The organism is Pseudoduganella lurida, assembly GCF_007830455.1.
Classification (GTDB): Bacteria; Pseudomonadota; Gammaproteobacteria; order Burkholderiales; family Burkholderiaceae_D; genus Rugamonas; species Rugamonas lurida.
In genome coordinates this window covers 1-22,360 of sequence record NZ_VLLB01000005.1, presented here as the reverse complement: position 1 = coordinate 22,360, position 22,360 = coordinate 1, and the positions used below count along the sequence as shown (strand labels likewise).

General features: G+C 65.5%; 23 protein-coding genes. 12 read left to right on the top strand and 11 right to left on the bottom strand.

Annotation, left to right across the window (positions count from 1 at the left end):
• Positions 1–53: 53 nt before the first annotated feature.
• Positions 54–1,334, top strand: a complete 1,281-nt coding sequence (locus IP91_RS14870) for an Nramp family divalent metal transporter (protein WP_145649877.1) — start codon at positions 54–56, stop codon at positions 1,332–1,334.
• 162 nt (positions 1,335–1,496) lie between these two features.
• Positions 1,497–1,961, top strand: coding sequence for a heme-copper oxidase family protein (locus IP91_RS14865; RefSeq protein ID WP_145649876.1), 465 nt, complete (start codon positions 1,497–1,499; stop codon positions 1,959–1,961).
• A gap of 13 nt (positions 1,962–1,974) precedes the next feature.
• On the opposite strand, the gene corA is transcribed toward IP91_RS14865, so the two are convergent.
• The 8 genes from corA to mpl form a co-directional block, all read right to left on the bottom strand.
• On the bottom strand, positions 1,975–2,940 hold the full coding sequence (corA, locus tag IP91_RS14860; RefSeq protein ID WP_145649875.1) for a magnesium/cobalt transporter CorA: 966 nt from the start codon (positions 2,938–2,940) through the stop codon (positions 1,975–1,977).
• A gap of 271 nt (positions 2,941–3,211) precedes the next feature.
• Entirely contained in the window at positions 3,212–3,919 is a 708-nt protein-coding gene (gene mtgA, locus IP91_RS14855; protein ID WP_145649874.1) for a monofunctional biosynthetic peptidoglycan transglycosylase, read from the bottom strand.
• A gap of 21 nt (positions 3,920–3,940) precedes the next feature.
• Positions 3,941–4,768 (bottom strand): shikimate dehydrogenase, encoded by an 828-nt coding sequence (gene aroE, locus IP91_RS14850; RefSeq protein ID WP_145649873.1) that lies wholly within the window; start codon positions 4,766–4,768, stop codon positions 3,941–3,943.
• Positions 4,769–4,793: 25 nt separating this feature from the next.
• Positions 4,794–5,645, bottom strand: a complete 852-nt coding sequence (locus IP91_RS14845; RefSeq protein WP_145650240.1) for a TonB family protein — start codon at positions 5,643–5,645, stop codon at positions 4,794–4,796.
• Positions 5,646–5,765: 120 nt separating this feature from the next.
• Positions 5,766–7,805, bottom strand: a complete 2,040-nt coding sequence (locus IP91_RS14840) for an RNB domain-containing ribonuclease (RefSeq protein ID WP_145649872.1) — start codon at positions 7,803–7,805, stop codon at positions 5,766–5,768.
• 2 nt (positions 7,806–7,807) lie between these two features.
• A complete protein-coding gene (locus IP91_RS14835; protein ID WP_145649871.1) occupies positions 7,808–8,407 on the bottom strand; it encodes a chorismate--pyruvate lyase family protein in 600 nt (199 codons plus the stop codon).
• Positions 8,404–8,991: a YqiA/YcfP family alpha/beta fold hydrolase gene (locus IP91_RS14830; RefSeq protein ID WP_145650239.1), complete on the bottom strand. Its 588-nt coding sequence runs from the start codon at positions 8,989–8,991 to the stop codon at positions 8,404–8,406. Before IP91_RS14830 ends, IP91_RS14835 begins: the two co-directional genes overlap by 4 nt.
• A 53-nt stretch (positions 8,992–9,044) precedes the next feature.
• Entirely contained in the window at positions 9,045–10,421 is a 1,377-nt protein-coding gene (gene mpl / locus IP91_RS14825) for a UDP-N-acetylmuramate:L-alanyl-gamma-D-glutamyl-meso-diaminopimelate ligase (RefSeq protein WP_145649870.1), read from the bottom strand.
• 96 nt (positions 10,422–10,517) lie between these two features.
• On the opposite strand from mpl, the gene IP91_RS14820 reads away from it, so the two are divergent.
• The 8 genes from IP91_RS14820 (at position 10,518) to IP91_RS14785 (ending at position 17,632) form a co-directional block, all read left to right on the top strand.
• Positions 10,518–11,153, top strand: a complete 636-nt coding sequence (locus IP91_RS14820; protein WP_229474468.1) for a hypothetical protein — start codon at positions 10,518–10,520, stop codon at positions 11,151–11,153.
• Between the two features lie 49 nt (positions 11,154–11,202).
• Positions 11,203–11,751 (top strand): TlpA family protein disulfide reductase, encoded by a 549-nt coding sequence (locus tag IP91_RS14815; RefSeq protein ID WP_145649869.1) that lies wholly within the window; start codon positions 11,203–11,205, stop codon positions 11,749–11,751.
• Between the two features lie 160 nt (positions 11,752–11,911).
• Complete coding sequence (gene aroQ, locus IP91_RS14810; protein WP_145649868.1) at positions 11,912–12,349, top strand: type II 3-dehydroquinate dehydratase; 438 nt, start codon at positions 11,912–11,914, stop codon at positions 12,347–12,349.
• A 100-nt stretch (positions 12,350–12,449) separates the two neighbouring features.
• Positions 12,450–12,917, top strand: a complete 468-nt coding sequence (gene accB, locus IP91_RS14805; RefSeq protein WP_145649867.1) for an acetyl-CoA carboxylase biotin carboxyl carrier protein — start codon at positions 12,450–12,452, stop codon at positions 12,915–12,917.
• A gap of 93 nt (positions 12,918–13,010) precedes the next feature.
• Positions 13,011–14,369, top strand: coding sequence for an acetyl-CoA carboxylase biotin carboxylase subunit (accC, locus tag IP91_RS14800; RefSeq protein WP_145649866.1), 1,359 nt, complete (start codon positions 13,011–13,013; stop codon positions 14,367–14,369).
• Positions 14,366–15,307, top strand: coding sequence for a 50S ribosomal protein L11 methyltransferase (gene prmA, locus IP91_RS14795; RefSeq protein ID WP_145649865.1), 942 nt, complete (start codon positions 14,366–14,368; stop codon positions 15,305–15,307). Before accC ends, prmA begins: the two co-directional genes overlap by 4 nt.
• Positions 15,308–15,318: 11 nt before the next feature.
• Positions 15,319–16,686 carry a DUF3426 domain-containing protein gene (locus IP91_RS14790; RefSeq protein WP_145649864.1) on the top strand — a complete coding sequence of 456 codons (1,368 nt, stop codon included), beginning with the start codon at positions 15,319–15,321 and terminating at the stop codon, positions 16,684–16,686.
• 10 nt (positions 16,687–16,696) lie between these two features.
• The gene (locus IP91_RS14785; RefSeq protein ID WP_145649863.1) at positions 16,697–17,632 is read left to right on the top strand and encodes a carbohydrate kinase family protein; all 936 of its coding nucleotides are present in this window, start codon (positions 16,697–16,699) and stop codon (positions 17,630–17,632) included.
• A gap of 79 nt (positions 17,633–17,711) precedes the next feature.
• Here IP91_RS14785 and IP91_RS14780 read toward each other — a convergent pair whose 3' ends face one another.
• On the bottom strand, positions 17,712–18,242 hold the full coding sequence (locus IP91_RS14780) for a YggT family protein (RefSeq protein ID WP_145649862.1): 531 nt from the start codon (positions 18,240–18,242) through the stop codon (positions 17,712–17,714).
• 107 nt (positions 18,243–18,349) lie between these two features.
• Positions 18,350–19,525 (bottom strand): transcriptional regulator, encoded by a 1,176-nt coding sequence (locus tag IP91_RS14775; protein ID WP_145649861.1) that lies wholly within the window; start codon positions 19,523–19,525, stop codon positions 18,350–18,352.
• Between the two features lie 1,126 nt (positions 19,526–20,651).
• Here IP91_RS14775 and IP91_RS26070 point away from each other — a divergent pair.
• Together IP91_RS26070 and IP91_RS14770 are read left to right on the top strand one after the other, a co-directional pair.
• Positions 20,652–20,813 (top strand): nucleotidyltransferase family protein, encoded by a 162-nt coding sequence (locus tag IP91_RS26070; RefSeq protein ID WP_158643152.1) that lies wholly within the window; start codon positions 20,652–20,654, stop codon positions 20,811–20,813.
• A gap of 78 nt (positions 20,814–20,891) precedes the next feature.
• Complete coding sequence (locus IP91_RS14770; RefSeq protein ID WP_145649860.1) at positions 20,892–21,446, top strand: hypothetical protein; 555 nt, start codon at positions 20,892–20,894, stop codon at positions 21,444–21,446.
• 131 nt (positions 21,447–21,577) lie between these two features.
• Here the strand turns inward: IP91_RS14770 and IP91_RS14765 are convergent, their stop codons facing one another.
• Entirely contained in the window at positions 21,578–22,189 is a 612-nt protein-coding gene (locus IP91_RS14765; RefSeq protein ID WP_145649859.1) for a glutathione S-transferase family protein, read from the bottom strand.
• Between the last annotated feature and the right edge of the window lie 171 nt (positions 22,190–22,360).

Here is a 22,360-nt window from a genome sequence, read left to right as displayed (position 1 = left end):
CCGTAACGCTGCCGCCCTCATGCCGGCAGCGTGCGTTGACGTACGAGCCGACCATGACTTTCCTGCAGCGCCTGTTTCACCGCTATGCCAAGAACGATGCCGTGAAGGCGCTGGGCCCCGGCCTCATCACGGGCGCGGCGGACGACGATCCCTCCGGCATCGCCACCTATTCCCAGGCAGGCGCCCAGTTCGGCTTCAACATGCTGTGGACGATGGTGCTGACCTACCCGCTGATGGTGGGCATCCAGCTCGTGTCGGCCCGCATCGGCCTGGTCACGGGCCGCGGCCTGGCGGCCAATATCCGCCGCTCGTATCCGCCGGCACTGCTGTACGCCATCGTGGCGCTGCTGCTGGTGGCGAACGTGATCAACATCGCGGCCGATATCGCCGCGATGGGCGAGGCCGTGCGGCTGGTGACCGGCGCCGGTTCCGCCCACCTGTACTCGCTGGCCTGCGCCTTCCTGTGCCTGACCTTGCAGATCTTCCTGCCCTACCGCACCTATGTGCGCTTCCTGAAATGGCTGACCCTGGGCCTGCTGGCCTATGTGGCCACCGTGTTTGCCATTCACCTGGACTGGCTGGCAGTATTCAAGGCCATGGTCATGCCCCGGTTCGAATGGAACCGCAGTTCCGTAGCGCTGATCGTGGCGATTTTCGGCACCACCATTTCCCCTTACCTGTTTTTCTGGCAGGCCTCGCAGGAAGTGGAAGAATTACGCGATGGCGAAAACCAGTCGCTGCGCCGTGCGCCGGAATATGCGGGCAAGCATTTACGCCGCATTAAACTCGATACCTTCATCGGCATGGCGTTTTCGAATATCGTCGCCGTCTTCATCATGCTGACGGCGGCGGCGACTTTAGGTGCGCACGGCATCACCGATATTCAAAGTTCGGCCCAGGCCGCGAATGCCCTGCGGCCGATTGCCGGCGAATTCGCCTTCTTTATTTTTGCGCTGGGGATTATCGGTACCGGCATGCTGGCCATTCCCGTACTGGCCGGCTCGGCCGCCTATGCGGTCACGGAAAGCTTCAAATGGCCCAATGGCATGGACATGAAGGTGCTGGAGGCGCGCGAATTCTACGCCATCATTTCGCTGGCCACCGTGGGCGGCATGGCGCTCAATTTCACGCCCATCGATCCGGTGCAGGCACTGATCTGGTCGGCCCAGATCAATGGCGTGATCGCCGTGCCCATCATGGTCGTGATGATGCTGCTGGCGCACGACCGCAAGGTGATGGGCGACTTCACGCTGAGCCGCCGGCATACCTTCTTCGGCTGGCTCGGCACCACGGTGATGGCCGTGGCCGTCGTGGCGATGTTCGCCAGCGCTTGATCGATACCATTTCGAGCCAGTTGCTGGCATGAAAGCGCTGCCAATTGGCGCGTTGTGACATTCGTCAGCCCCGGACGAGGCTTTCAGGACAATGTTCCGACAATCCGATGATGTCCGATCTTTAGAATCCGCTGCTCCATCGAACCGTCAACGGAGTGCATCATGCGAACGCTCTACCCTGGCGCGCGGGACAAGGCCCGCAGCGCCGGCATCCTGTGGATCAAGCTGGCCGTGCTGTATCTGATCATCGGCGTCGGCATGGGGATCGCGATGGGGGCCACCGAAAATTTCACGCTGCGGCCAGTGCATGCCCACGTCAATCTGCTGGGGTGGACGACGCTGGCCCTGTCCGGCCTGATCTACACGGTATTTCCCGCCGCCGGGACAACGCGGCTGGCGCGCATCCACTTCTGGCTGCTGAACCTGGCGATTCCCGTGATGATGGGATCGCTCGCGTGCTTATTGCTGAAGGGCGATACAAGGGTCTTGCCCGCCTTGGTTGCCTCCGAAATCGTGGCAGCGGCATCTATATTGGCTTTTGCCGCCAATATCTTCCTTAATCTGCACGGGGAGGGGCGGCAATATCCGCGCCAGTATGATCTGGCGGCGGCAGCGCGCATGGTTTAGTGATGAAGCGCGGTTATTTCAGCCAGCCCCGGTGCCGGAAATACAGGAACGGTGCAATGGCGCTGGTAATCATCAGGCCCCAGGCCCAGGGATAACCGAGCGTCCATTTCAGTTCCGGCATGAAGTCGAAATTCATGCCGTACACGCTGGCGATCAGCGTTGGCGGCAGGAAGGCCACGCTGGCGACCGAGAAAATCTTGATGATCTTGTTCTGGTTGATGTTGATGAAGCCGACCGTGGCATCCATCAGGAAGTTGATCTTGTCGAACAGGAACGAGGTGTGGCCGTCCAGCGATTCGATGTCGCGCAGGATCTGGCGGGCCTCCTCGAACTGCTCGGAATTGAGCAGCCGGCCCCGCATCAGGAAGCTGACGGCGCGTCGCGTGTCCATCATGTTGCGGCGGATGCGGCCGTTCAGATCCTCCTCGTGGGCGATGGCCGACAGCGCATCGGCCGCGTCCTTGTCGGTGAACTCTTCCTGCAGCACGCGGCCCGACACTTCTTCCAGCTTCTGGTAGATGCCCTCGAGCGCATCGGCCGAGTATTCGGCATCGGTGGCGTACAGGTCCAGCAGCACGTCCATGTAGTCGGCGATCGAGCCGGGCCGCGAGCGGGCGCGCATGCGCACCAGGCGGAACACCGGCAGGTCGTCCGTGTGGACGGAGAACAGCATCTTGCGGGCCAGGATGAAGGCGACGGTGACGACGCGCGACGGGCCATCGTCTTCTTCCAGCAGGAAGTCGGTGCGCAGGTGCAGGTCGCCGTTTTCCGCCTCGTAGTAACGGGCCGATGCTTCGATATCCTTGACTTCGTCTTCGCCCGGCAGGATCACGCCGTAGATCGTCTTCACCCAGGCGCGTTCGTCGTCCGTGGGGTCCGTCAGGTCGACCCAGACGGGCGCGACCTGTTCCAGGTCCTCCCGCGAATCGATGGGAACCTGGTTCAGCCGGCCATTTTGTAAGACGAAGACATTAATCATGGGCACTCTCAGCCGGCTGGAGACGGGACAGTTATCAGAACAATTGCAGGGGTTGCAAATCGGAGGGCAAAAATAAACCAGCGCAAGTGTACAGGCAAACTCCGCGCCCCGGCCAGCCCGGGCCGGCCCTTTTTAATCCCCTCTTCAGATAAGGAAGCTTTTTGTGGCGCAACTGTCGCGTGCCGGATTCAGCCCAGGTCCTGGTGCCTGGCACCGGGACACGAAGTCATCAATGTCCCGGTGCCTGGCACCAGGACACGGCCTCATCGGTTCACGGCAGGTCGGCGGAACCCATGCGGCGCAGGATGGTGGCGGTGCGGCGGTTCAGGTAGCCGGTATCGCGGTGCGCATCGTAGTAGCGCGGGTTCGGCAGCATCACGGCCAGGCGGGCCGCCTGCGCCGCACCGAGTTTCGCCGCCGGGATGCGGTAATAGTGGCGCGCGGCCGCTTCGGCGCCATAAATGCCGCGGCCGAATTCCACCACGTTCAGGTAGATCTCGAAGATGCGCTGCTTGTCCATCAGCGTTTCCAGCATGTAGGCGATGATCAGCTCCTGGCCCTTGCGCAGGTAGCTGCGCGAGCCGGACAGGAACAGGTTCTTCGCCAGCTGCTGCGTGATGGTGGAACCGCCGTGCGTGACCTTCCTGCGCTTCTCGTTGCGGTCGTAGGCTTTTTCCAGCGCGTCCCAGTCGACGCCGTCGTGTTCGGAGAAATTCGCGTCTTCCGAGGCAATGATGGCGCGCTTCAGGTTCGGCGAGATGCGGCTGTACGGCACCCATTGCTGGACGATCTTCGCGTCCGGATTCTTTTCCTGCAGGACGGACAGCTGCTGGCGCATGAAGGCCGTCATGCCCGGTTCATGGTCGCGCCACCACCAGATCTGCGCGAAGAAATACGCCTGCACCAGCAGGAACAGCACGATCGGGACGATGAAGACCCACTTCACCCAGGCCCAGCGGCCCGGCGCCTTGTTTGCCATAGCTCGATTGTTGTATTGGTATCAGGTTCGGAACTGCTGCAGCACCGCCGCCGTCTCGGGCCGCACACCGCGCCAGCCGTGGAACGCCTCCGCGGCCTGTTCGACGAGCATGCCCAGGCCATCGCGCGTGGCCGCCCCATGGCTGGCGGCGAACTGCAGGAAGACGGTCGGCTCCTTGCCGTACATCATATCCAATGCCAGCGTGCCTGGGTGAAATACCGAGGTCGGAATGGGCGGCAGTTCCGCCTGCAAGCTGGCCGACGTGGCGTTGATGACGATGTCGAACTCGCCCTCGATGGCCGCGAAACCGCACGCCGCGATGCGGCAACTGCCTGCGCCCGCGCCACCCAGCTGCGCGAACTGCTGCGCCAGCGCTTCGGCCGTGGCCAACGTGCGGTTGGCGATCACCAGCGTGGCCGGACGGTGTTCCAGGATCGGCAGTACCGCGCCACGCGCCGCACCGCCCGCACCGAGCAGCAGCACCCGGCGGCCGGCGATCGGCACGCCGGCGTTCACGGTGATGTCGTTGACGAGGCCCGCGCCATCCGTGTTGTCGCCCGTGATGCCGTGCCCGTCGAACAGCAGCGTGTTGACGGCGCCGGCGGCCTGCGCACGCACCGTCAGCGCATTCGCCAGGCGGAAGGCTTCCAGCTTGAACGGCACCGTCACGTTGGCGCCCTTGCCGCCTTCGGCGATGAAGGCATGCACCGCCGCGGCAAAGCCGTCGATCGGCGCCAGGCGTCTTTCATAGGTCAGCGCCTGGCCCGTCTGGGCGGCAAAGGCGGCGTGGATGTCGGGGGACTTGCTGTGGGCGATCGGGTTGCCGAACACGCAGTATCGGTCGGTCATGCCATCTTGGTCGATAAGGCTCATGCTAGTTGAGGCGGTCCAGTTTCGTTTCGAGTTTCTGTTCGCGCGTGAACTTGAAGCGCGTGATGATGACCCACAGGTCGTCGCGGTCGTTCGACAGCATGTTCGGCGGGAACTTGCCGAACGGCGCGGCGCGGCGCACGATCGCGATCGCCGCCTCGTCCAGCGCGCGGTTGCCGGAGCTGCGCTGCACCTTGATGCCGCCTTCCTTGCCGTACACCGTGCCGTCCTGGAAGATCGGGATCGAGAGCACCAGCTCGCCATACAGCTTGCGGCCGTTCTGCTGCGGGAAGTTCAGCGTGCCCACCTCCTCCACCTTGCGCTGGAAGGTCTTGTAGTACAGCGCGTAGCCCACCTGCTGCGTGCTGGGCGTGATGTAGGTGCGGCGCGGGCGCTTGTTCTGGTCCTCGATCGTCTGCGCGATCTCGGCGGCCATGCGGGCGATGGCGCGCGTGCTGTCGTTCAGGTCGGCGCCGGTCGGCAGCGGATCGGGCGTGTTGCGCTCCGTGACGGGCGCGGCGCGGTAAGGCGTCGTCTTCACCTGCGTCAGCAGGTTTTTCTGCACCTGTTCCAGTTCGGCGATGCGGCGCTTGGCGGCCTCGATGCTGTCGCCGGACTGCATCTTGCGCATGTCGGGCAGGGGGGACTTCGAGCGGCCCTTGTCGGCGCTGCCGCCACCTTCCAGGTTGGCCTGCGCCAGCGCATCGGCCTTCAGCGGCCGGTTCGCGTGCTTGGCGTTGACGAGGATGACTTCCAGCGTGGGGTCGGTGGGCTGCAGCTTCACTTCGGCCGGCGCCACGAACCGCACCGCCAGCAGCGCCGCGTGGACGACCACCGACGCGGCGACGGCGATCATCAGGAAGCGGTTGTCTTTAAAATACGTCACGCGGGTGGTCGATGGTGCCGGGCAGAATGCATCATTCTACCTGCAGAAAATCGGGGACAGGCACTTCAATTCGGGGATGTGCCCTAGAAGTCAGCTCGCATCGGGCTGCGCTGCGACTTCGGCCTTCTCGTCGGCCGGCTGGTCGGCGTCGGGGATCACCGCGGGATCGAGCGCAGGCACGGTCTCGGCCACCACTTCCTCTTCCTCCTCGATCTCCACTTCGCCGGCCGGCGCTTCGATTTCCAGCAGGCGCGTTTCGATGGAGAGGTCCACTTCGTCCCAGCGCAGCACGTCCAGCTTGACGGCGGCACCGCGCGGGGCGGACGGCATGCCGGGCAGGCGGATCACCAGCGGGATGTCCGTCAGGCGCAGCACTTCGTCCTTCAGCACCACGGCTTCCACCTGTTTCTTGTCTTCCTGGCCCAGCCAGCGCAGGCACCAGTAGCGCTCCATGTTCGACTGGAAGTCGGCATAGGCCGCGTAGGCCGCGTCGAAGGCGGAAACGATCGCGAACAGGTTGGCGTCCTTGTGCTTGAACGGGGCGACGAGCGGCGCCATCACGCCCTTCTCGGCCACGGCCAGGATCTGCCACTGGTTGACGAGGTCCGTGTAGCGGCGCAGCGGCGAGGTGCTCCACGCATACTGGTCGACGCCCAGGCCTTCGTGCGGCGCCGCGTGCGTCAGCATGCGCACCTGCATTTTCGCGTTCCAGCCGCCCACGCCGCGGCCCTGGCTGCGGTAGATGCCTGGCACGCCATGGTCGTGCATCAGCTTGCCCCAGGTGCTGTTCGCGAAGATCATCAGCTCGGCCACGATCTTGTCCAGCGGCGCGCCGCGCTTGCGGCGGCTGATGGTGACCACGTCGTCTTCGACATAGAAGTTGAAGTCCACGCGGTTGTTCTGTTCCGGCTTCAGGCCGAACGCCTCGCGCTTGACCATGCGGCCCGCTTCCAGGTGCTGGGCCCAGCCCCACAGCAGGGTCAGTTCGGCCTTGCGGGGGTAGTCGCCCTCGCCGCTGGCCAGCGTGGCCTCGTTGACGACGTCATCGAGGTCGTTGTGGCGCAGGTTGTTCGCGATCGGCACCAGCTCGGCGCGCGTCTCGGTGGACAGCACGGTCCAGTCGGACGGGTTCAACGTGGCATACAGCGACAGCGCCGGGCAGGTTTTACCCTCGGCCAGCGTGAACGCATTCACGATCTCGTCCGGCAGCATGGTGATCTTGTCGCCCGGCATGTAGACGGTGGACAGGCGGCCCCGCGCGATCTTGTCGACGGCGTCGTCCGGCCGGATGCCCAGGCCCGGCGCGGCGATGTGGATGCCCACGCGCACCGTGCCGTCGTCCAGGTGCGTGATGGAGAACGCGTCGTCGATCTCGGTCGTCGTCACGTCGTCGATCGAGAAGGCTGCCACGTCGGCCACCGGCAGGCCGGCCGGCGCGGCCGGTACGGCCACGTCGGGGAAGCCGGCGCCACGGGGGAACGACTCGAACAGGAACTTCGCCATGTGCAGGTCCTTCGCCGAACCGATGCCGCCGACGGCCAGCATCAGGCGCGGCGCGGTCGTGTGCAGTTCGTTGCAGGCCGTTTCCAGCGCCTTGTATTCGATGGTGTTCTTGTCCGGCTTGAACAGCAGCTGCTGGACGATGCCCGCCATGGACTCGGGCAGCCGGTTGGCCTTGAGCTCTTCCACGTAGCCCTGCTGCACGATCGCCTGCTGCTTCTTCTTTTCGATGCCGGCCAGCGCGGCCTTGAGCGACTGCTCCGGCGCGGCCTTGTAGCGCCCGCGGCCCTTCTTGTAGAAGTACACGGGCGCCGAATGCAGCGCCAGGATCAGGCCGGCCGCCTCGTGCGGCAGCGGCGCATGGCCGAAGTACTCGGCGCCCAGTTCCGCGAAGCCGAACTCCTCCCCGCCCGCCACTTCCCACAGGAAGTCCAGGTCCACGTCGGCCACCACGGCCTTCGCCTGCGCCAGCAATTCTTCCGGCGCGGGCTTCTCGTACTGCAGCAGCACGTCCTTGATCTTTACCTTGCTGCGCTTGCCGCTGGCCAGTTCCACCTGGTAGGCCTCGCCGGCGGTGGACAGCACGGTGCCCACCTTGAAATCGCCGGATTCTTCAAAAAAGACATTCATGTTCATCTCGTGTTGGGGGTTGTGGCAGCCGCGGGGACCAGGGCCTGCACCTGGGGCAGGAACACCTCGGTCACCAGCAATGTGCCCTGGCGCCGCCGGTACAGGCAGCGCCGTGCATACAGTAATCGTTCTTCCGGCACGCGCAGTCCCTGCGCCAGCATGGCGGCACGGGCGCGGCGGGCCAGCGGATGGCTCGCGCCCAGCCGCGCATATTCCAGCGGGCCGCGCGCCACCAGCGGGTCACCGAACAGCGTGGTGCCCAGCGAGCGCTCGCCGAGCGCGGAAAACAGCGGCCAGTCGGAAGCGTCGGCGCTCATCGGCACCACCGTGTGGGCAAACACCACGGGCGTATTATCACACCGCAGCAGCACCTCCCGTTCCAGCGCGCGGCCGGGGCGGTGCAGGCCCAGCGCCGCCGCTTCGTCCGCCAGGCAGATGGCCGGATGCTGGTGCAGCACCTGCACGCGGAAGGCCTGCGAGTGCCCCTTCAGTTTCGCCGTCAGCGAGCCGGGCGAGACCAGCCAGGCGGCCAGCGCGGGCGGCGCATTCACGGCCAGCACGTGGCGGTACCAGTTGGCCCGGCGCAGCGAGCGTTCCCTCATCCGGCGCGCACTCCGGCAAAATCAAGCACATCGTCGACATACTGCGCGAACTCGCTGATGCCGTGATCCGAGCCGTCGATCACGTGCTGACGCGCGCCCGGATAGTGGGCCACCATGGCGCGCCAGTCCAGTACTTCGTCACCGGTGGCGGCCACCAGGAAGTAGCGGTCCGGGCGCGTGATGGCCGGTACCGCCAGGTCCCGCAGCTCGCCGATGTATTCGCGCCGGAAGTCGAACGGTTCGTCGGAGTGGAACATCGTGGTCACGCCCACGTACTTTTCCAGGTCGACGAGCGGCGTGACGGCGGGATTGAGCAGCACGGCGCGGCAGCCCAGCTTCTCGGCCAGCCAGGTGGCGTAGTAGCCGCCCAGCGAGGAGCCGATGATGGTCAGTTCCGACGCCAGCACGGCATCCGGCTGAGCCCGTGTCACATGGTGCCAGGCACCGTGACACGAACTCGGCCGTTCGAGAAGTGCCAGCACTTCAGCCATCGCCTGGCGCGGCGATGCCGGCAGCTGCGGTGCAATGAAATCCTGGGCACGGCCCAGTGCCGTCATCCGTTGCGACAGCAGGCGCCCCTTCATCGACAGCGGCGACGAGCGGAAGCCGTGCAGGTAAAGGATCGTTGCGGCAGAGGTCACGCAGTGCCCTTCAGCGCCTCGAGCAGCTTCGCATGCACGCCGCCGAAGCCGCCGTTGCTCATGACAACGACATGGTCGCCGGGGCGCGCCGCGCCGATGATGGCCTTGACCATCAGGTCCAGGTCCTCGTACGCCGAGGCGACGGCGCCCATCGGCGCCAGCGTGCCGGCCAGGCTCCAGCCCAGCGACTTCTCGCTGCCGAAGCCGAACACCAGGTCCGCATCCTGCAGACTGGCGGGCAGCGCATCCTTCATGGCGCCCAGCTTCATCGTGTTCGAGCGGGGCTCCAGCACGGCCAGGATGCGCGTGCCGTCGCCCAGCTTCTGGCGCAGGCCGCCCACCGTGGTGGCGATCGCCGTCGGGTGGTGGGCGAAATCGTCGTACACGGTCACGCCATTGACCACGCCGCGCACTTCCATGCGGCGCTTGACGTTCTCGAACGACTCCAGCGCCTTGGCGGCCTGGGCGATCGGCACGCCCACATTGCGCGCGGCGGCGATGGCGGCCAGCGCGTTGTAGCGGTTGTGGCGGCCCGTCAGCTTCCAGTTGATCAGCGCCTCGAACTTGCCGTTGAAGAGCACGTCGAAGCTGCCGTCCGGGTGTTCCTTCATCGTCCAGTTGGCCGTGTCGCCGGCGCCGAAGCTTTCCTTTTCGGACCAGCAGCCGCGGCGGATCACGCGCTGCAGCGACTCCTCGTCGCCATTGACGATCACGCGGCCGATGCCGGGCACGGTGCGCACCAGGTGGTGGAACTGGGTTTCGATCGCGCCGATGTCCGGGAAGATGTCGGCGTGGTCGTATTCCAGGTTGTTCAGGATGGCCGTCTTGGCGTGGTAGTGCACGAACTTGCTGCGCTTGTCGAAGAACGCCGTGTCGTATTCATCGGCTTCGATGACGAAGAATTCGGAGTCGGTTCCTTTTCCGGTCAGGCGCGCCGAGATGCCGAAGTTGAGCGGCACGCCGCCGATCAGGAAGCCCGGTGCGTAGCCCGCGTCTTCCAGGATCCAGGCCAGCATCGACGAGGTCGTCGTCTTGCCGTGCGTGCCGGCCACTGCCAGCACCCACTTGTTGCGCAGGATATGCTCGCCGATCCACTGCGGGCCGGAGACATACGGCAGGCTGCGGTTCAGGATCTCTTCCACCAGCGGGTTGCCGCGCGAGACCACGTTGCCGATCACGTACAGGTCCGGTGCCAGGCTCACCTGCCCCGCGTCGAAGCCCTGGATCAACTCGATGCCCTGCGCTTCCAGCTGGGTGCTCATCGGCGGGTAGACGTTGGCGTCGCAGCCCGTCACCTTGTGGCCGGCCTCCTTGGCCAGCACCGCGAGGCCGCCCATGAAGGTGCCGCAGATGCCGAGAATGTGGATGTGCATGGTAAACAGTCCTGGTGATCCTGATGGTCGAGGACGCGATTTTACCCGACGCGCGCGCGGCCAACCGTGCGCGCCGTTCAGGGTATCATCACGCCCATGATGGCGAACCCACTGCTGAACCCACACGACGAAGGCGGCGACCTGGCGCCCCTGCGCGCCGAGATCGCGGCGCTGGCCGCACGCATGATTGCCCAGGATGGCGCGGACTATGCCGGCGCCAAGCGCAAGGCCGCGCGGCAGGTGCTCGGCGAGGCGCGCGCCAACGGCCAGCGCGATGCGCTGCCGGACGACCTGCAGGTCGAGGAAGCGGTGCGCCAGTACCACGCGCTGTTCAATGCCGATACCCAGCCGGCCCGCCTGCGGCACCTGCGGGCCACGGCACTGGACGTGATGGAAAAGCTGGCGGAGTATTCGCCCTACCTGACCGGCGCCGTGCTGAACGGCTCGGCCGGCGCGCATGACGACATCCGCCTGCAGGTGTTTGCCGACAGCGCCAAGGAAGTGCAGATCTACCTGCTGAACCACAACGTGGACATCGACATCTCCGAAAGCGACCATTACCGCGGACCCCGTTTCGATCCGGTGGAGACGGTGAGCTTCCTGTGGCATGGCGAAGGCGTGCACGTGGAACTGTATGAACTGAACGACCTGCGCGGCGCCCGCAAGCAGAAGTCCGGCGACCGGCCGGCGCGCATCGACATCGGCGAACTGCGCGCCCTGCTGGACGAATGAGCTTGCACGGCAGCGCGGCTGGTAAAACACTCAACCCACACGGGATCCAATGAAGACATCACATCTGCTGGCCTGCGGCGCGATCGCCGTGCTGTTTGGCGCCGTGGGCGCCTGGGTGGGCCTGAACAAGAAGGCGCCTGCGCCGCCGATCACGTCCACCGTGGCGCCGGGCACGAATGCGCTGGTCGACGGCCTGCTGTCGAAATCGATGGCCGACGACAAGGGCACGCTCCAGTCGCTGTCGCAGCACAAGGGCAAGCCACTGCTGGTGAACTTCTGGGCCACCTGGTGCGCGCCCTGCGTGCAGGAGATGCCGGAACTCTCCGCGCTGCAGACCGGCGGCGCGTACAGGAACCTGCAGGTGATCGGCATCGCCATCGATACGCCATCGAATGTCGCCACCTTCGCCCAGAAGTTCAAGATCGCCTATCCGCTGTATGTGGATGGCGTGGCCGGCACCGACCTGTCGCGCCAGTTCGGCAACGCCCAGGGCGGTCTGCCGTTTACCGTATTGATCGGCGCCGATGGCCAGGTAAAGAAGACCTACCTGGGGCGGCTGAAGTTCGACCAGCTGCGCCAGGACCTCGCCGGGCTGTGACGCTCGCCCCGCTTTAACTGCCGAGCCCTTGTCCTGGTGCCAGGCACCAGGACACGGGCTCGACAAGGCTTTTCGTAGTCATTTTCGCAAGTTCTTTTCTCTTGCCAAATAGTCGCGTCAGGCGGCAAAATGCGGAACTTTCGCGCACTGAAACCAGAACATGGCAAAACACCTGCTGCTGTTGAACGGCCCCAATCTGAACCTGCTGGGCACGCGCGAGCCCGGCATCTACGGGGCCACGACATTGCCGCAGGTGGAACAGGCGGCCCGGGAGCAGGTGGAAGCAGCCGGTGCGCGGTTCGCTGCATTCCAGAGCAACCACGAGGGTGCGCTGATCGACCGCATCCACGCTGCCCGCGACGAAGAAGTGGACTTCATCGTCATCAATCCGGGCGGCCTGACCCATACCAGCGTGGCGCTGCGCGATGCGCTGGCCGGCGTGGCGATCCCGTTCGTGGAAGTCCACATCTCGAATATTTACCAGCGAGAAGTTTTCCGTCATCACTCTTATCTGAGCGCGATCGCGAAGGGCACGATTTGCGGCCTGGGGGTCGAGGGATACCGCTTTGCCATCGACTTTGCGCTAAAAAGCAGTTAATCTACGCGATCTGCGCCCAATTTACATAGTTACCCGCTTTGGCGTCAGCGCCGGGCAGCACTAAAACAATTTCAGAAAACAAGATAAAACGGAGTTTCAGATGGATCTACGCAAGCTCAAGACGTTGATTGACTTGGTTGCCGAATCGGATATTGCAGAACTCGAAGTCACCGAGGGCGAGAGCAAGGTACGCATCGTCAAATCCTCCGCCATGCCGCAGAACCAGGTCGTGATGATGCCGTCGCACGGCGCCCAGGGCCAGTTCGCACCAAGCGCACCGGCCCCCGCGCCTGCCGCGGCGCCGGCCGTTGCCGCACCCGCGCCGGAGCCGACCGGCCATATCGTCAAGTCGCCGATGGTCGGCACGTTCTACCGTTCCTCGTCGCCAGGCAGCGCGCCGTTCATCGAAGTCGGCCAGTCCGTGAAGGAAGGCGACACGCTGTGCATCATCGAAGCGATGAAGCTGCTGAACGAAATCGATGCCGACAAGTCCGGCGTCGTGACCCAGGTTCTCGTCGAGAACGGCCAGCCGGTCGAATTCGGCCAGCCGCTGTTCGTCATCGGCTAAAGCCGTTGCGCGGCCGCTGCCGGCCGCGCGCAGTACCCCTCTTCTACAAAGAACACCCGGCATGCCCGGGTGTTCGCAAAGATAGAACTAGCCATGTTTGAAAAAATCCTCATTGCCAACCGTGGTGAAATCGCGCTGCGTATCCAGCGCGCCTGCCGCGAGATGGGCATCAAGACGGTCGTCGTGCACTCCGAGGCCGACAAGGACGCGAAGTACGTGAAGCTGGCCGACGAATCCGTCTGCATCGGCCCGGCGCAGTCGGCCCTGTCGTACCTGAACATGCCCGCCATTATCAGCGCGGCCGAAGTGACCGATGCCGAGGCGATCCACCCCGGCTATGGTTTCCTGTCCGAGAACGCCGATTTCGCCGAACGCGTGGAGAAATCCGGCTTCGTGTTCATCGGCCCCCGTTCCGACTCGATCCGCCTGATGGGCGACAAGGTCTCCGCCAAGCAGGCCATGATCAAGGCCGGCGTGCCGTGCGTGCCGGGCTCCGACGGCGCCCTGCCGGACGATCCGAAGGCCATCGTGCAGATCGCCCGCAAGATCGGCTACCCGGTGATCATCAAGGCGGCCGGTGGCGGTGGTGGCCGTGGCATGCGCGTGGTGCACACCGAAGCGGCGCTGCTCAATGCCGTGACGATGACCAAGACGGAAGCCGGCGCCGCGTTCGGCAATCCGGAAGTCTATATGGAGAAGTTCCTGGAGAATCCCCGCCACGTGGAGATCCAGATCCTGGCCGACGAGCACCGCAACGCCGTCTGGCTGGGCGAGCGCGACTGCTCGATGCAGCGCCGCCACCAGAAGGTGATCGAGGAAGCGCCGGCACCGGGCATCGCCCGCAAGCTGATCGAGAAGATCGGCGACCGCTGCGCGGAAGCCTGCCGCAAGATCGGCTACCGCGGCGCCGGCACGTTCGAGTTCCTGTACGAGAACGGCGAATTCTACTTCATCGAGATGAACACCCGCGTGCAGGTCGAGCACCCGGTCACCGAGATGATCACGGGGATCGACATCGTCCAGGAACAGATCCGCATCGCCTGCGGCGAGAAGCTGCGCTTCCGCCAGCGCGACGTGATGCTGTCCGGTCACGCCATCGAGTGCCGCATCAATGCCGAGGATCCGTTCAAGTTCACGCCGTCCCCCGGCCGCATCACGTCGTGGCACACGCCGGGCGGCCCTGGCGTGCGCGTGGACTCGCACTCCTATGCGGGATACTATGTGCCACCGCACTACGATTCGATGATCGGCAAGCTGATCACCTACGGCGCGACCCGCGAGCAGGCCATCCGCCGCATGCAGATCGCGCTGTCCGAAATGGTCGTCGAAGGCATCTCCACCAACATCCCGCTGCACCGCGAGCTGATGGTCGATGCCCGCTTCATCGAAGGCGGCACCAACATCCACTACCTGGAACAACGACTGGCCGAAATGCCGAAGGCAGGTTCATGAGCTGGACTGAAATCGTCATCGAAGTCGCCCGCGACCACGCCGAAGCCCTGTCGGACGCGCTGATCGAGCACGGCGCCCTGTCCGTCTCCGTCGAGGATGCGGACGAAGGCACCGACGCCGAGCAACCGCTGTTCGGCGAGCCGGGCATGGAGCCGAAGCAGGCGGCGTGGGAACACAGCCGCGTGGTGGCCCTGACCGACGTCGATGCCGACCAGTCGTTCATCGTGGCTGCCGCCGCGCAGGCCATCGGCCTGAAGACGCTGCCCGCCTACACGGAACGCAAGGTCGAGGACGAAGACTGGGTGCGCCTGACGCAATCCCAGTTCGAGCCGATCCACATCGGCAGGAACATCTGGGTCGTGCCGAGCTGGCACGAGGCGCCCGATCCATCCGCGCTGATCCTGGAGCTGGACCCGGGCCTGGCCTTCGGCACCGGCAGCCACCCGACGACCCGCCTGTGCATGGAATGGCTGGAAGCCCATCCGGCACCCGGCAAGACGGTGCTGGACTACGGCTGCGGTTCCGGCATCCTGGCGATGGTGGCCCGCAAGCTGGGCGCCACGCCGGTGACGGGTGTCGACATCGATCCGCAGGCGATCGAATCGGCGCGCGCCAATGCCGAGCGCAACCAGGTAGCCGACATCGACTACTTCGTGCCGGACGACTTCGCGCAGTCGAAGCATGCCAATGCGAAGTTCGATATCGTCGTGGCCAATATCCTGTCGTCGCCGCTGAAGCTGATGGCGCCGATGCTGTCCGGCCGCGTGGCCGAGGGCGGCGCTCTGGTGCTGTCCGGCGTGCTGGCCCGCCAGGCCGAGGAAGTGGCGGCCGCCTATGCGCCGTTCATCCAGATGTCCGTCTGGGCCGAGCACGAAGGCTGGGTGGCGCTGTATGGCCGCGCCGGCAGCGCAGACTCACCCGCCCCGCGCCAAGGCTGAACCCCGGACGCATGGCGCTCGCCACCAAATGCCCCCACTGCCATACCGTGTTCCGGGTCGCCCTGGACCAGTTGAAGCTGCGTGGGGGCATTGTCCGTTGCGGGGCCTGCAGCGAAGTCTTTGACGGCAATGCTGCGCTCGTGGAGGCGCCGCCCGCACCTGCCATCCCGGCTCCCATCCCTGCCCCTGCCTCTGCTCCTGATCCTGCCCCTGCTGCCATCCGGACCGACAGCGCCGAACCCGGCTTCGACATGCCCTCCGAGCACATCGTGGCGGTGGCGCTCGACGACCTGCATCATTTCGACGAAATACCGCCCGACGACATAGCGTCCGGCGAAACACCGCTCGACGCAGCGCCGCATGATGAAGCACCGCATGGCGAGACGCCGCGCGACGCAGCGCGTGACCGTGCCGAGCCGTACGTCGGGATCCTGGACACCGCGGCAACCGAACCCGAATCCCACGACAGCACCGACCGCGCCGCCGACGACGCCGCCGCGGCCGACCTGCTGGCGGCCGCACCGGAAAGCGCGCTGCTGGCCGCCGGTGCCGGCACGCTGGACCGGGAAGCCGCCCGCATCGCCGACCGCGCCGAGGCCGACACCGCGGCGCAGCGTGCTGCCGACACTGCGGGGGCGGACGTTACCGGCAATGCCAGCGAAACCGAAAACGGCGGCAGCGGCGGCAACAACTACAACGTCAGCGGCAGCAACAACGACAATGACAACGACAGCAACAACGACAGCGGCAGCAACAACGACAACGGCAGTGACGATGACGAACCCGACTTCGTGCGCCGCGCCAACCGCCGCCAGCGTGGCGCCCGGATCGCGCGCATCGCCATGCTGGCCGGCGTGCCGCTGCTGGTGCTGGCGCTGCTGGTCCAGGGCGTCTTTTCGCTGGGCAGCCGCCTGGCCGCCGACCATCCCGACCTGAAACCGGCACTGCAGGCGCTGTGCGGCACGCTCGGCTGCACCATCGGCCTGCCGCGCCAGATCGATGCGCTGGCCGTCGAACAAGGCGAGCTGCAGACGCTGGGCCCGGCCACGTTCAGCTATGTGACGGTGCTGCGCAACCAGTCCCGCTCCGTGCAGGCCTGGCCGCACATCGAACTGGTGCTGAAGGACGCGGCCGAGAAGCCCGTGCTGCGCCGCGTGTTCGCGCCACGCGACTACCTGGCCGACCCGGCGCGGCCGGCAGGTTCGGCCGCAGCCCCTGCATCGGCCACCGCCCGGGCCACTGCGGCGACCACCACTTCTGCCGCGGCGGCAACGCTGGCGCGTGGCTTCGGCCCGCGCAGCGAGCAGCCCGTCAAACTGTATTTCGTGCTGGATCGAGTGAAAGCATCCGGCTACCGCATCGCCATCTTCTACCCTTAAAGACATCCCAATGAACCAGACTTCCCTGATCTGTGGCTCGCTCGCCATCGACATCATCATGCAGTACGAAGGCCGCTTCGGCGACACGCTGCTGGCCGACCAGCTGCACAAGGTCAACGTGTCCTTCCTGGTGCCGACCATGCGCACCGAGTTCGGCGGCTGCTCCGGCAATATCGCCTACAACCTCAAGATGCTGGGCGGCGACCCGCGCATCGTCGGCGTGATGGGCCAGGACTGCGCACCGTACCTGGAGCGCCTGCAGCACCTGGGCATCGCCACGCAGAACATCCTGATCAAGAAGGATGCCTACAACGCGCAGTGCTTCGTCACGGCCGATTCGGACAACAACCAGATCAACGCCTTCCACCCGGGCGCCATGTCGTTCGCGCACGAGAACGAGGTCGAGGCGGCCGGTCCGGCGCGGCTGGCGATCATCTCGCCGGACGGCCACCTGGGGATGCTGAAGCACGCCGAGGACCTGGCCCGCCTGGGCATCCCGTTCGTGTTCGACCCGGGCCAGCAGCTGCCCATGTTCACGCCGGAACAGCTGGTGCGCTTCATCGAGCTGGCAACCTATGTAACCACCAACGACTACGAGATCGAGCTGCTGACGGCGCGCACCGGCCTGTCGCTGGACGAGATCGCAGCGCGCGTGGAAGCGCTGATCATCACGCGCGGCGAGAAGGGTTCCGAGATCTACACGGAAGGCCAGCGCATCGACATCCCGGCCGTGGAAGCGGCCGTGCTGGACCCGACCGGCTGCGGCGATGCCTACCGCGCCGGCCTGTTGTACGGCCTGACGCACGACCTGGGCTGGGAAACGACGGGCCGCCTGGCCAGCCTGCTGGGCGCGCTGAAGATCGCCCACAAGGGTGCCCAGAACCATGTCTACACGAAGGAACAGATCGCCGACCGCTTCGAGCAGGCGTTCGGCTACCGCTACTGATACCCGCATCGGGGACAGGCACCTATTCAAAAAACAAAGGCGCCGATGGCGCCTTTTTGCATGGCAGAGATGGCGAGCTTCAGCGGAACAACATGTCCAGCAGGATCTGGGCGATCTGCAGCAGCACCAGGGCCACCAGCAGCGACAGGTCGAGATTGCCCACCAGCGGCACCACGCGGCGCACGGGACGCAGCAGCGGCTCGTTCATGGCCCGCACGAACGGCGCCAGCGGCGCATTCGGATTGACCCAGCTGAACACCGCCTCGACCACCAGCAGCGCCATGAAGCCGTACAGGATCCAGGACAGGAAGCGGTGCAGCGCCACCAGCAGGATCGCCTCGAACGGATAGCCGGCAAACCAGCGCACCGAGGTAGCCAGCAGCACGATCAGGAAGGCGCCCAGCAGGCTGGCCCAGTCGTAGCCGCCCACGCCCGGCACGAGGCGGCGCATCGGGCGCACCAGCCAGTCCGACAGCTGAAACGTAAACTGCGCCACCGACGAGGGCGGGCGCACCCGTATCGCCTGCATCCAGAACCGCAGCAGCAGCACGCCGCCCAGCAGGACGGCAACGGTATCGACGATCAGCATCACAATACTAAGCACGGGCATTCTCCATAAAAAAACCGCTGTGCGATTGTCTCACACAGCGGTATTGCCCATCAGCCCGACAACGATGCGCGGTCCGGCACGGTACCGGTCCGCGCATCGTCTTCGGATCAGGAAGGACGGGTGCTGGTCGGGAACGGCCATGCGGCGGCCGGTGCCAGCGTGGTCTTCGCTGCCGGTGTTGCAGCGGCGGCAGGTGCCGCAGGTGCCGACGTGGCCGGAGCGGAATCCTTCTTCGCGGTAGCAGCCTTCTTCGGCGCGGCAGCCTTCTTCTCGGCTGGCGCGGCGGCGGCGGTTGCTGGTGCAGCAGCAGCGGTCGTATCGGCCTTGTCGGTCGACTTGACGGCTACTTTTTTCGCTGCCGGCTTGGCAGCGGTGCTTTTGACAGGCGCCTGCTGGGCTGCCGGCTTGGCGGCAGCTTTCTTGGCGACTGGCTTGGCGGCTGGTTTTGCAGCTGGTTTGGCAGCTGGTTTGGCAGCTGGCTTGGCAGCGGCTTTCTTGGCGGCCGGCTTCGCAGCTGGCTTCGCGGCGGCCTTCTTGGCGGCTGGCTTGGCGGCGGCTTTCTTTGCTGCCGGCTTGGCGGCGGCCTTGGTGGCTACCTTCTTGGCTGCTGGCTTGGCAGCGGCCTTGGTCGCGGTTTTCTTGGCGGCCAGCTTGGCGGTGGACTTGGCTGCCGACTTGGTGGCGGTCTTCGTCGCGGCCTTCTTCGCTACCGGCTTGGCGGCCGACTTCGCGGTCGACTTGGTGGCGGTCTTGGCTGCAGTCTTCTTCGCTGCCGGCTTGGCGGCCGAGCGCGCGGTGGACTTCGATGCCGTCGACTTGGACGCAGTGGACTTCGACGCCGTGGACTTCGAAGCGGTGGACTTCGATGCGGTCGACTTCGATGCCGTCGACTTCGTGGCCGACTTGGCGGCGGTCTTCTTCGCTGCCGGCTTGGCGGTGGACTTGGTCGCGGTGGTTTTCTTCGCGGCCGTCGTCGACTTCTTCGCCGTCACTGCGGACTTCGTTGCAGTGGTTTTCTTGGCTGCCGGCTTGGCGGCCGTGGTCTTCTTGGCGGCTGCCGGCTTGGCTGCAGTCGTCTTCTTCGCAGCAGGCTTGGCGGCCGTGGTGGCTTTCTTCGCTGCCGGCTTAGCGGTCGACTTGGTAGCGGTCGACTTGGTAGCGGTCGACTTGGCAGCGGTGGACTTGGCAGCGGTCGCGGACTTGGTTGCAGCTTTCTTTGCTGGGGCAGCGGCCTTGGTGGCGGCTGGCTTCTTCACTTCGGTTTTCTTTGCGGCGGTAGCCATTTAAATTCTCCTTCATCCGGGATGAAAATACACACATGGTTGAAACCCGTCCGGCCTGCCCGTCGACAGGCCGGGCGAATTATTCATCGGCACAAGCAGCTTGGTGTTTGCGCTAATGAATTCGGCACCCGGCTGAACTGCTGCAGCTCCTCACGACTGCAGCACTTCAGCCATTCGATCCGTCGCCCGGCCGTGGCCGCGGCGGCGGATACTCATTCTTGTTCTACATCTCCCGCGTTGGGCGCTCGCTCAGCACCAACGTCTAGCACCATCATCGACATCCGTTCTGCCCATCGCACCTCACGGATGGCAAAGAAAAAACCGCCCGGCCCGAGTCTTTCAGGCGAGGCGGCTTATCCGTTAACCGTGCGATGGTTATGCATATTGTGCGAACTTGATGTCCTGTTGTTGTTCGGTTTTTGCGGTGACTGCGCATCGTTCAAAGAGTGCTTGCAAGTCCTCGCATTTTCAAGTTCGTAAAGTACACGAAAACCTTGTTGATGCGCAACCGGCACGCATGCATTTCGCGCTGTTTTTTTGACGCGATCAGCGAGGTAGCGCACATTGGCCGTGCCGTCGCGCGCTGCGCGTGGTGCCTTCTGCTGTCGCGATCGCATCCGCATGCATCGGCCACGCATCGCATAGCGCCTTTAGGTAAAGGCCGTATGCGAAGCGACGCAACGCGGCTGCGCGCATGAGGCGGCATCGACACAAGGCTGCTACGCGTCGTCGTCATTACGCGACACGGCTGACACCGCACATAAAATAATTCGCGCGCCAGCGATGTAAACGGCACGTTCCCGCGTGCGTGCGATGCGCGGCGAGCCCTTTGCACCGGGCCGCGTTGCGAACGGCGATGGCGTTCGGCGCGTACCGAACGTGCTCGGCACCGGCAGCGCGCGGCATGGAAAACCGGACTCGTGGTGATCGGTGCGCCGGCGATGCAGGTCGCTGCGAGAAGACGAACGCACGTGGCGCGGTCGATGCATGCGCTGCCGTGATGCCGGCGGTGCGTGGTCTGCCAGGATGACTGCGCGAGCGTGACAAGGCAGGCAGGATGCACCGAGCGCGATGCTCATGGCCCGCAATGCCATTACACTGCATGCTCATCCTTACCGAGGCCGCCATGCACATCGACGCCGCGACGTCCCTGGTCCAGCGTGAACTGCTGCCCCGCTGGCCGGATGCCAGGGTCGCCATCATCGGCGGCTTGATCGCCCGCGGCGAGGCAACGCCGAGTTCCGGCATCGACCTGCTGCTCGTGTTCGGCCACGTCGACCGTGCGTGACGCGAGACGCTGAAGGTCGGCACAAGGACCGTCGAGCTGTTCGTCCACGACCCCGCCACGTTCGATCGCTTCTGCCGCGTGATCGACCGCCCCACCGGCCGGCTGCCATTGGCGAACATGGTGGCCGACGGCGTGAACGTGCTGCCGGCCGGCGCCGCCGAAGCCTGGCTGCGCCGCCATGCCGGCAAGCTGCTCGAGCTCGGCCCGGAGCCTCCGACGCCTGCCATGTTGGCGGCGCGCCGCTACGAGATCACCACGCTGCTCGAGGACCTGGTGGATGGCCGGGCGCCGGATGAATTGCTGGCCACGGCCATGAAGCTGTACGACGCGCTGGCGCACCTGGCATTGCGCGCGGCCAGCGCCTGGACCGGTACCGGCAAGCACCTGGCCCGCCGCCTGCGCGCCGTCGCCCCCGTGCTGGCGGACGATCTGGTGGCAGCGATGGCAGCAATCATCCCGCAGCCCGAAGACGGCAAGCGGCGCTTCACCACTGCCGTCGACCGGATGCTGGCGCCGCATGGCGGACCGCTGCTGGAAGGATACCGGCTGGCGGCGCCGGCCGAATGGCGCAGCGCCGGGGTGGCGTTTGCCGAGGACGAGGCGGCAGGCAGGACAAGGCGGACGGCGGAATGACCGGCAGGCATGTCGATGCGGCCCTCAGGATGCCCCCCAGGCATGTCGATGCGGGCGGCAGGATGACCCGCAGGCATGACGATGCGGAGATGCAGCCTGGAGATGGGATCGGGCGCGAGCCGCCGGAGGTTCTATGCGCCGGGCCGTGCGACGAATAGCGGGTGGCGTTCCGCCTCTGCCGAGAACGCGGTCAGCACCGGATAGCGCTTGGCGTCGATATGCTTGACCATCGCCACGATGAACTGCCACGCGACGGCCACCGTCACCTCCGCCACGCCCCAGCTCTCGACCGCGGTCGGCAGCGCTCTCTTCGCCACCTCGTCCTCGAGCCGGACGCAGGCTTCGTCCAGCTGCCCCGTCACCCGTTCGAGCCAGGGCGCATGCCATTTCTCTTCCGGCCGCAGCGCGTGTTCGTAGATGATCTGCACGGCCTTCTCGCAGGCGGCCAGCGCGATGCCGGTGAGAGCGAAGGCGCGGGCGCGCGCAGCCGGATCGTCCGGCCACAGGCGACGCGTTGCCGCCGGCAGGCCCTGCACGAAGTCGAGGATCAGGTTCGAATCCATCAGCGCCGTGCCGTCCTCCAGCACGAGCGTCGGCGCCTTCACGACCGGGTTGTACTGCGCGAAGTCGGCGTAGTTGCGGAAGACGGACAGCGGCACGTGCTCGTAGGCGACGCCGAGCAGGTCGAGGCAGATGGCGGTGCGGCGCACGTACGGCGAGTCGAGTAATCCAATCAGTTCCATGATCGTCCTGTCGTGTGAGTGGAGCTTGCAGTGTAGCGCTGCTGGCGACGATGCGGTGACGGTGGTGACGGTGTGACGGTGTGACCGTGACGGTGGCAGCGGTGATGGCAGCGGTGGTGGCGGTAGCGGTGGCGGTGGCGGTGGCGGTGGCGGTGGCGGTGGCGGTGGCGG